Below are 8,457 nucleotides of genomic sequence, written 5' to 3' on the forward strand. Positions count from 1 at the left end.
CGCAGTCTCCCGGTGAGCGCGGTCACTGATCGCGTTAATTCATCATCCGCGTAATTAGTCGTTACCCTTTGCTGCACCTGTATCCGCGTATCAGGGCCACAATCGCTCGCATGTTTTCATACAGTTCTCGAGGAGAACGACATGCGTAAGATTGCTGCTGTATTGGTGCTGGCGGGTTGCGTGGTGGCGGCAGGTCCGGCCAGCGCCCATGATCGAGGTGGCGACGTGGTAGGCGCGCTCGTGGGCGGCGCGCTGATCGGCGCCGTGGTGGGTGCGGCTGTCAGCGGTCCGGCTGTCTATCAGGCGCCGCCTGTTTATGCCGAGCCGGCGCCGGTGGCCGCGCCCGTGTATGCCGAGCCCGCACCGGTTTATGCCGCCGCACCCGCGCCGGGCGGGTGCTACGACCAGTATTCGGGCCGCTACGTGCCCTGCGGCCCGCCGCAACCGGCGCCGCCCCCGCCGCCGTATGGCGCGTATGAGCAGCAGCCGGGCTGGTAAGCACGGTTTAAGCACGGTTCTGTCGATCGAAGCGGCCGCGCTCCGGTTTCCCGGAGGCGGCCGTTAGTCTTATGGGCGCGCGCTTTTGTGCGCCGCGACCACTTTCAGGACGTCTGCTCCACGGGCGTGATCTGCAGATTCAACTTCTGCGTCAAACGGATCACCGTGAATTCGACGACGCGATCGATACGCGAGGCGTCCAGCAGCCGTTGCAGCGCGTCGATGCTGTCCACGGGCAGGCCGTCGATCGCCACGATGGTGTCGTCCGCGCGCAGACCGCCTTGCGCCGCCGGACTGCCCTTCGCGCTCTCCATCACGCGCACGCCGGTCGTCGTCGCCAGTTCGAAATAACGCTGCACCTTGCGCGCGATCGGCACATTGGTCCCGGCGATGCCGACGTAGGCGCGGCGCACGCGTCCGTGCATGAACAGTTGCGTGATGACCCACTTCGCCGTATCGATCGCCGTCGAAAAACAGATCGCCTGCGCGCCCGGAATGATCGCGGTGTTCACGCCGATCACCTGGCCCGCCGAATTGACGAGCGGGCCGCCCGAGTTGCCCGGATTGAGCGCCGCGTCGGTCTGGATGACGTCGTAGATCATGCGTCCGGAGGCCGAGCGCAGCGAACGTCCGAGCGCCGACACCACGCCCGTCGTAACCGTCTGCGCGAGTCCGAGCGGACTGCCGACGGCAATCGCGATCTGTCCGACGCGCAGTTTCGCCGATTCGCCGAGCGTGGCGTGCGGCAAGGCCTCGGACGCGCCGATACGCAGCACGGCGAGGTCGGTGCTCGGGTCGTCGCCGATCAGGTCGGCGTCGTGCGTCGAACCGTCGGCGAGCGTGACGCGCAGCGCGTTCGCGCCGTGCACGACGTGGCTGTTGGTGAGCAGATAACCGTCGGGCGTGAACAGAAAGCCCGAGCCGGTGCCGCCGCGCGCGGCAGCCTGGCCGCTCGGGCGATGCTCGACGGCAATATGGGCGACGGCGTGCTGCACGCGTTCGAGCGCCCCGATGACAGTGTGCGAATAGGCGTCGAGAATCGCGTCGTCGCCGGGCGCGCGCACGTGAGCGCCGTCGGGCGAGAGATCCCGGGCCAGATCGTCGATGAAGGCAGGTCGGCTTCCCACGATCGGTGTTCTCCGATGAAAGTGGGCCCTACATGCAGGGAGGCCGGCGAGATTTCAAGATGGTTTCGTCAGCGAGGAACGCGCTGGATAAAGGGACATACCGCACGGCGGGAACGCGGAATCCGTGGATGGTTAACGATTGTCAGATCGGCCTGGCGGCCATTGAAGCGGCCGGAATCAGCCGTGACAATGGTTCGGCGGCGACGTCCCCTCGGCGCCGTGTTGTCAGTAGTGGCAAGCTCTTCGCCGCGGCCCCTGCCGCGGCTTTTTTTGTCCGCGCGAATTGAAGCGTGCATTCAAAGGCCGTCGCGCACGGCGTCCGCACGATGCTGCGGAATCCTTAGAAAGAAAGAAGCCCGCGCGAAGGCGGGCTAATCCATGCTCGGGTTACATGGCGAGGTAAATCGGCGGGACGTGCCGCTTGTCCGAATGCGGCATCGACCGGGACGACCGGACCGTTCAGGCGGCAGCGTGCGCTTGCAGGCGCTCGAGTTGCGTCATGAGCGAGTCGATCGTACGAAACTGGGCGTGGGAGAGTTGTGCCGTATCGAGCAGATTCGAGAGGCGCTTATGCCAGTACTCGAATGTGAGAATGGGTATCGCGCCCTCAGTCAGCAGCGACGGCACCATAACGCGCATGATGTGCGCAATTTCCTGATCGATGAACTTCACGTTTCTGCCCCCGGAAATCGTCGAAATCTCATTAACTGGATCTCGTGTAAGCACTGTAATTCGCCACTAAGAGGTGTATAGCTATCACATCTGATAGGGCGCTGGGAGGACGTGGCCGGTCCCGACGCGAAGCCTTGTCAGGCGGGCGTTTCAGCCATCCTGCCGTTCGGTTGACAGGCGCGGATCGGGGGATATCCTGGTGTTGCGTGCACGCTGTACACGCGCATTTCGCGGGATTTTCACGCGGTTCTACGGGAGTGCTTAATGTCGCCAGCCGCGCCCGTAATAGCCGCCGAAGCCGACGCCGACATCGACCGTAGGCGCCGCGTAATAGCCCGGCGCGTAGCCGTAACCGTAAGCCGGTGCGGGCGCGTAGGCATACGGCGGCGCCACGACACAACCCGTGAGGCTCGCCAACCCGGCGGCCAGTGCAATCGCGCAAAAGAGTTTGATCGTCTTCATCGTTTTCTCCTGATGCACGTATTGTCGGCGTGCATTTCGTTTGAAAACGAAACGATGTGTGACGATGGATTACCGCGCACAGGCGGCGCGGCGTCGGCGCGCGGGACGTGTTGCGAATCCTTACGATTATGCGGAATTCGCAATCGTGGTCGGGCGATGAAAGCGCGCAGGCGCGCTATTTCACGCCTTATTTGCCGATGCAGAACCGGCTGAAAATCACGCCGAGCAGGTCGTCGGACGTGAACTCGCCCGTAATTGAATTAAGCGATTCCTGCGCGAGCCGCAATTCTTCGGCGAACAGATCGAGCGCCTGCGCGTTTTGATCGGCGTGCGCCGCGGCGTTCGCGAGTTGCTCGCGCGCCGCACGCAGCGCGATCAGGTGACGCTCGCGCGCGAGATAGACGCTTTGCGCGTCGGCCTGCCAGCCCGCGATACGCAGCAACTCGCCACGCAGCAGCGCCACGCCGTCGTTTTGTTTCGCCGAGAGCCGGACTTCGCAGACCTGCGTGCCGTTGTTCGCATCACGCGTGGCGACTTCGGGCGCCACGCCCGTGAGATCCGTCTTGTTGAGCACGCGCACGACCGGCACGCCCGCCGGAAAGCGCGCCGCGATGATCTCGTCTTCGGGCGTCATGCCCACGCGCGCGTCGAGCAGATGCAGCACCACATCGGCGCGGTCGATCTCGTTCCACGTACGCTCGATGCCGATCTTCTCGACTTCGTCCTCGGTGTCGCGCAGACCCGCCGTGTCGATCACATGCAGCGGAATGCCTTCGATCTGGATGGTTTGCGAAATCTTGTCGCGCGTGGTGCCCGCCACCGGCGTGACGATCGCGAGCTCCGCGCCCGCGAGCGCATTGAGCAGCGACGACTTGCCGACGTTCGGCTGCCCCGCGAGCACGACCGCGAGACCCTCGCGCAGCAGCGCGCCCTGACGCGCTTCGGCCAGCACGTGGTCGAGCTGGGCGCGAATGTGCGTGAGCTTGCCGCGCGCATCGGCGGCTTCGAGGAAATCGATTTCCTCTTCGGGGAAATCAAGCGTGGCTTCCACAAGCATGCGCAGCGTGACGACGTCGTCGACGAGCGCGTGGATGTCGCGCGAGAACGCGCCGTCGAGCGAGCGGCCCGCCGAACGCACCGCCGCCTCCGTGCTGGCTTCGATCAGGTCGGCGACGGCTTCGGCCTGCGCGAGGTCGAGCTTGTCGTTGAGGAACGCGCGACGCGTGAATTCGCCCGGCTCGGCAAGCCGCAGGCCGAACGCGCGCCCCGCCTCGATGCAGCGCTGCAAGACGAGTTGCAGCACGATCGGGCCGCCGTGCCCCTGCAGTTCGAGCACATGCTCGCCGGTGTACGAATGCGGCGCCGGGAAATACAGGGCGATGCCGCGGTCGAGCGCGGTGTGGGCGCCGTCGAGAAACGGCACGTAGCTCGCATGACGCGGCGCGAGCGCCTGGCCGGTGAGCGCCTGCATCAGCGCCTCGGCGGCCGGTGCACCCGCGCGCCCGAACGAGACCCGCACGACGCCGATCCCGCCGCGTCCGGGCGCAGTGGCAATGGCGACGATGGGATCGGAATCGGTGGCGAGCATGGCGGGATAACGGGACGTGGACTAAGCCGCAACGGGCAGGCCGGCGCCGCGACGGACGCCGGAAAGAAAGTGCGTGGATTGTAACGCGACGCGCACACGCGCCTCGGGCCTCCCCATTCTCGAGACTTATCTCAATTTATCTCGAATTAGCTAAGATTGATCTGATAGCCAGGTTGCGACATTCGGACAATGCGACCGAAAAACCTGGCCAAAACGCCGCATTAACAGGCCGCGGCGAATCGCGCCCCAATTCGCAACCGTTTTATTGCGCTACCTGCGGATTCGGGCGAAGTGTAGCTTCATTGCGCTAGATCTAGCTCAACTGGTTGTCAACTTCGACAAAAGCCGATTGCACAATCTGGCCCATGCCAACGCCCGAAGAAAAAGCCGCTTTCGCCGACCGCCTGCAACTGGCGATGCGGCGCTCGCCCGACAAACCGCGCGGCAGCACCGACCTGGCGAACAAGTTCAACCTGCGCCACCACGGCGAGCACCCGGTCTCGCCGCAAACCGCTCACAAATGGCTGAGCGGCCGCACCATTCCCACGCACGACAAACTGCAAACGCTGGCCAACTGGCTCGACGTGGATGTGCACTGGCTGCACTACGGACCCTCGCCGCATACGCCGCCGGCGGGCGCCACGCCGAAGCCGCGCAAACCCGACGAGCGCTACCCGCTTTCCGAGGAAACGCTCGAACTCGCTTCGAAGATCGAGTCGCTGAGCCCGCATCATCGGTATTTGCTGGAAGAACTCGTGACGCAGTTCTACGGCGGCCCCGAGAAACGCTGAGCGCCCAGTATCGCCTGAGCGCGCTTTGCGGCTGCAAGCGAAGAACGCGCCGACCTTGGCCACGGACAATAAAAAAGCCGCCCGGTTTGCACCGGGCGGCTTTTTTTCTGGTGATGGCCTGAGAGACCGGAACCCGCGCTTACGCGGCTTCCTTCTTCTTGCCCTTGCCCATCATGCGCGTGATGTAGTACTGCTGCGCGATCGACAGCACGTTGTTCACGACGTAGTACAGCACGAGACCCGCCGGGAAGAAGAAGAACATGACCGAGAACGCGATCGGCATGAACATCATCATCTTGGCCTGGACGGGGTCCGGCGGCGTCGGGTTCAGCTTGGTCTGCACGAACATCGAGACGGCCATCAGCACCGGCAGGATGAAGAACGGGTCTTGCTGCGAGAGGTCGTGAATCCAGAGAATCCACGGCGCGCCGCGCATTTCCACCGACGACAGCAGCACCCAGTACAGCGAGATGAACACCGGAATCTGGATCACCACCGGCAGACAGCCGCCGAACGGATTCACCTTCTCGGTCTTGTAGAGCTCCATGAGCGCCGCGTTCATCTTCTGCGGGTCGCTCTTGAAGCGTTCGCGCAGCGCCTGCATGCGCGGCGTGATTTCCTTCATGCGCGCCATCGACTTGTAGCTCGCGGCGGACAGCGGGAAGAACACGGCCTTGATCAGCAGCGTGAGCAGCACGATCGCCCAGCCCCAGTTGCCCACGTAGCCGTGGATCTTCTCCAGCAGCCAGAACAGCGGCTTGGCGATGATCGTCACCCAGCCATAGTCCTTCACGAGCTCCAGACCCGGCGCGACGCCTTCGAGCATGCGCTCTTCTTCCGGACCCGCGAACAGGCGCGCCTGCACGTTGTCGGTCGCGCCCGGCGCGATCGTGCCGAGCGGCTGCTTCACGCCGACGCGGTAGAGGTTGTTGTCGAACTTCTCGACGTAGATGTCACGCTTGACGCCCTGCTGCGGAATCCACGCCGTGGCGAAGTAATGCTGCACCATCGCGACCCAGCCGTTGTCGGCCTGGTTCACGTAGTCCGCCTTGTTCTTGTCGATGTCGCCGAACGTGATCTTCTGGAAGTGATGCTCGTTCGAGTACACCGCCGGGCCGATGAAGGTGTGCGAGAAACGCGGCGTTTCGACCGGCTGGCTGTCGCGCACGAGCTCCATGTAGAGCGTGGGCGAGACCGGCGTGCTGCCGACGTTCTGCACCTTCGTGTCGACGCCGATCACATAGCTGCCCTTCGTGAACGTGTAGGTCTTGGTGACCTTCACGCCGCCTTTTTCGGGCGACTCGAGCGAGATCTGGAACGACGTGGCGTCGCCGCTCAGGTCGCGCGGACCCGTACCGTTGGCGACCGTGAAGACGTCGGTGTGATTCGGGAAGTCGCCACCCAGCAGACCCGTACGCGCGAGGTACGTGTGGTCGTTGGTGTGGTCGAACAGCGTGATGAACTGGTCAGGCTGCTTGCCGTCGCCTTCCTTCACGAGCGAGAGCTTCGTGAGCGTGCCGCCGCGCGTGTCGATCACGCCGTCGTAGACATCGGTGCGGAAGTGCACGAGCTGCGCGGCGGCTTCGGCGGGCTGGGCCGTGCCGGTGGGCGCCGTGCCTGCGGCCGTGGCCGGCAGATCGGAGGCGGCATTAGCCGCGCTCGCGGGCGTCGCGCCGCTTGCGGCGTTCTGCTGCGTTTGCGTCGCGCTCGGGAAGAACATCGACTGACGTCCGTGGTCGCGCTGCCAGTTGTCGTACAGCATGACCGCTGACATGAAGAAGATGACCCATAGGACGGTGCGTTTGATATCCATGCGTTGTCTCAGTGTCGATGGAAGGCGCGTCAGCGCTTTTTCGGAGATGCAGGCGGGACCAGGTCGACGCCGCCCGCCGAAAACGGGTGGCAGCGGCAAAGCCGCCGCGCGGCGAGGTAACTCCCGCGCGCGGCGCCATGATACTGGATTGCCTCGCGCGCGTAATCCGAACAGGAAGGGTAAAAACGGCAGCGGTTGCCGAGCAGGGGACTCACGGCAAGCTTGTAGAAGCGCAGTAAAGCGATCAGTACCGTTTGCATGGCGTGGCGACCGGACAGCGCCGCTAGGAAAGACGAACGTCGTGCCCGGCCAGCGGGCGCGGCCTGCACAGCAATCGCGACGGACCGGCGCGCGGCCCTCACGAGGCAGCGCCGCCCGTCTCGGGCGCGGCGCGCCGCCTGGCGACTTCGCGCGCGGCCTTGTCGAGCAACATCTCGATTTCGGTGCGACAAAGTGTCTTCAGCGGCGGCGACGAAGCGCACGGCATGGCCTTTCGGTCGAATTTCGTGTGCAGGCGCAGCAGCAGGTCGAAGCCTTCGAACTGCGCGCGGCGCACGCGAAACGCCTCGCGGGCGATGCGGCGCACCAGGTTGCGCGTGACCGCGCGCGGCGCGTACTTCTTGCCGATCACGAGCCCGAGCCGCGCCTCGTTGCCGGTGGCGCGGCCGTACACGACGAAGTGCGCGGCGCGGCGCCAGGGGCGCAAACGAAAAACGGATGAGAACTCATCCGTTTTCAGTAGCCTTGCGGCTTTCGGGAAAGCGGCCTGCGTTCGCGACGTGCCGTGAGGCACCTCGTTCGCGTTGTCCGCTTCGTCCGACAGTTTCACGTCTGGCCCGCTATCGTCGATCGTGGTCGATTGTGCTGATAGCGGTGCTATCGACAAAACTGGTAAGCGGCGCGCTTAGATGGCGAGACGCTTGCGACCCTTCGCACGGCGTGCGTTGATCACTTTGCGACCACCGGCGGTCTTCATGCGCACGCGAAAGCCATGGGTACGCTTGCGACGGGTAACGGAAGGTTGGTAAGTACGTTTCATGTTGCTCTCACTTATTGAGAAATGACCGCGGCGAGCATCGCGGAAAAAAGCAATGGCCGGTGGTACAAGGGATTGGTTTTCGCGGAACCCGCTATTTAATCCGGTTTTTCGTTGGCCGTCAATAGGTTAGGGCGTCGAAGCGCGCGCAAAGTGTGCTCGAAGGCAGCAAACCGTTCCGTCCCGCATTCGTGCGGAGCCTTGTTGCGCCACGCTCATCCACAGTATGAGAGAAGATACGGCACCTTGATCCGTCCCTGTGGATAACTTCCTGGCCAGGCCTTTTCGGCGTTAGAATCTCGCCTATCCCAAGAATCCTGCTTGCCGCTCCGGCCCGCCTGCTTGCCGCAACTCCTTGCCGCGCGGGCGTCCGGAGCATTTGTTTTCGCCCCGCCAGGGCCTTGTTGCATTTGTGCGACACGCGCGGCGCGAACGCATTTGCACGCAAACAAAACGACCACAGCATCTCG

The 8,457-nt window shown here is 64.1% G+C and carries 10 protein-coding genes; 2 read left to right on the plus strand and 8 right to left on the minus strand.

Annotation, left to right across the window (positions count from 1 at the left end):
* Window positions 1–141 precede the first annotated feature (141 nt).
* Window positions 142–498 (plus strand): hypothetical protein, encoded by a 357-nt coding sequence (locus tag G5S35_RS14770; RefSeq protein ID WP_065061805.1) that lies wholly within the window; start codon window positions 142–144, stop codon window positions 496–498.
* Window positions 499–602: 104 nt separating this feature from the next.
* Here the strand turns inward: G5S35_RS14770 and G5S35_RS14775 are convergent, their stop codons facing one another.
* From G5S35_RS14775 to mnmE, 4 genes are all read right to left on the minus strand, one after another.
* Window positions 603–1,625 carry a S1C family serine protease gene (locus G5S35_RS14775; RefSeq protein ID WP_065061806.1) on the minus strand — a complete coding sequence of 341 codons (1,023 nt, stop codon included), beginning with the start codon at window positions 1,623–1,625 and terminating at the stop codon, window positions 603–605.
* Window positions 1,626–2,084: 459 nt separating this feature from the next.
* Window positions 2,085–2,297 carry a hypothetical protein gene (locus G5S35_RS14780; protein WP_231957654.1) on the minus strand — a complete coding sequence of 71 codons (213 nt, stop codon included), beginning with the start codon at window positions 2,295–2,297 and terminating at the stop codon, window positions 2,085–2,087.
* Between the two features lie 261 nt (window positions 2,298–2,558).
* Window positions 2,559–2,759: a hypothetical protein gene (locus G5S35_RS14785; protein ID WP_065062270.1), complete on the minus strand. Its 201-nt coding sequence runs from the start codon at window positions 2,757–2,759 to the stop codon at window positions 2,559–2,561.
* 187 nt (window positions 2,760–2,946) lie between these two features.
* Window positions 2,947–4,347, minus strand: coding sequence for a tRNA uridine-5-carboxymethylaminomethyl(34) synthesis GTPase MnmE (gene mnmE, locus G5S35_RS14790; protein ID WP_065061807.1), 1,401 nt, complete (start codon window positions 4,345–4,347; stop codon window positions 2,947–2,949).
* Between the two features lie 365 nt (window positions 4,348–4,712).
* Here mnmE and G5S35_RS14795 point away from each other — a divergent pair, with 365 nt between their 5' ends.
* Complete coding sequence (locus G5S35_RS14795) at window positions 4,713–5,138, plus strand: transcriptional regulator (RefSeq protein ID WP_065061808.1); 426 nt, start codon at window positions 4,713–4,715, stop codon at window positions 5,136–5,138.
* Window positions 5,139–5,277: 139 nt separating this feature from the next.
* Here the strand turns inward: G5S35_RS14795 and yidC are convergent, their stop codons facing one another.
* From yidC to rpmH, 4 genes are all read right to left on the minus strand, one after another.
* On the minus strand, window positions 5,278–6,951 hold the full coding sequence (gene yidC, locus G5S35_RS14800; RefSeq protein ID WP_065061809.1) for a membrane protein insertase YidC: 1,674 nt from the start codon (window positions 6,949–6,951) through the stop codon (window positions 5,278–5,280).
* Window positions 6,952–6,980: 29 nt separating this feature from the next.
* Window positions 6,981–7,211 carry a membrane protein insertion efficiency factor YidD gene (gene yidD, locus G5S35_RS14805; RefSeq protein ID WP_183038438.1) on the minus strand — a complete coding sequence of 77 codons (231 nt, stop codon included), beginning with the start codon at window positions 7,209–7,211 and terminating at the stop codon, window positions 6,981–6,983.
* A 98-nt stretch (window positions 7,212–7,309) separates the two neighbouring features.
* Window positions 7,310–7,780, minus strand: a complete 471-nt coding sequence (gene rnpA / locus G5S35_RS14810; RefSeq protein WP_065061810.1) for a ribonuclease P protein component — start codon at window positions 7,778–7,780, stop codon at window positions 7,310–7,312.
* A 75-nt stretch (window positions 7,781–7,855) separates the two neighbouring features.
* On the minus strand, window positions 7,856–7,990 hold the full coding sequence (gene rpmH / locus G5S35_RS14815; protein WP_004198824.1) for a 50S ribosomal protein L34: 135 nt from the start codon (window positions 7,988–7,990) through the stop codon (window positions 7,856–7,858).
* Window positions 7,991–8,457 lie beyond the last annotated feature (467 nt).

This window comes from Paraburkholderia tropica (assembly GCF_014171495.1).
GTDB classification, from domain to species: domain Bacteria; phylum Pseudomonadota; class Gammaproteobacteria; order Burkholderiales; family Burkholderiaceae; genus Paraburkholderia; species Paraburkholderia tropica.

What these genes read in the sequence shown, in the direction of transcription:
- G5S35_RS14770 (WP_065061805.1), top strand. Translation starts at nt 142, where the DNA reads ATGCGTAAGATTGCTGCTGTATTGGTGCTGGCGGGTTGCGTGGTGGCG.
- G5S35_RS14785 (WP_065062270.1), bottom strand. Translation starts at nt 2,759, where the DNA reads ATGAAGACGATCAAACTCTTTTGCGCGATTGCACTGGCCGCCGGGTTG.
- mnmE (WP_065061807.1), bottom strand. Translation starts at nt 4,347, where the DNA reads ATGCTCGCCACCGATTCCGATCCCATCGTCGCCATTGCCACTGCGCCC.
- G5S35_RS14795 (WP_065061808.1), top strand. Translation starts at nt 4,713, where the DNA reads ATGCCAACGCCCGAAGAAAAAGCCGCTTTCGCCGACCGCCTGCAACTG.
- yidC (WP_065061809.1), bottom strand. Translation starts at nt 6,951, where the DNA reads ATGGATATCAAACGCACCGTCCTATGGGTCATCTTCTTCATGTCAGCG.
- yidD (WP_183038438.1), bottom strand. Translation starts at nt 7,211, where the DNA reads ATGCAAACGGTACTGATCGCTTTACTGCGCTTCTACAAGCTTGCCGTG.
- rpmH (WP_004198824.1), bottom strand. Translation starts at nt 7,990, where the DNA reads ATGAAACGTACTTACCAACCTTCCGTTACCCGTCGCAAGCGTACCCAT.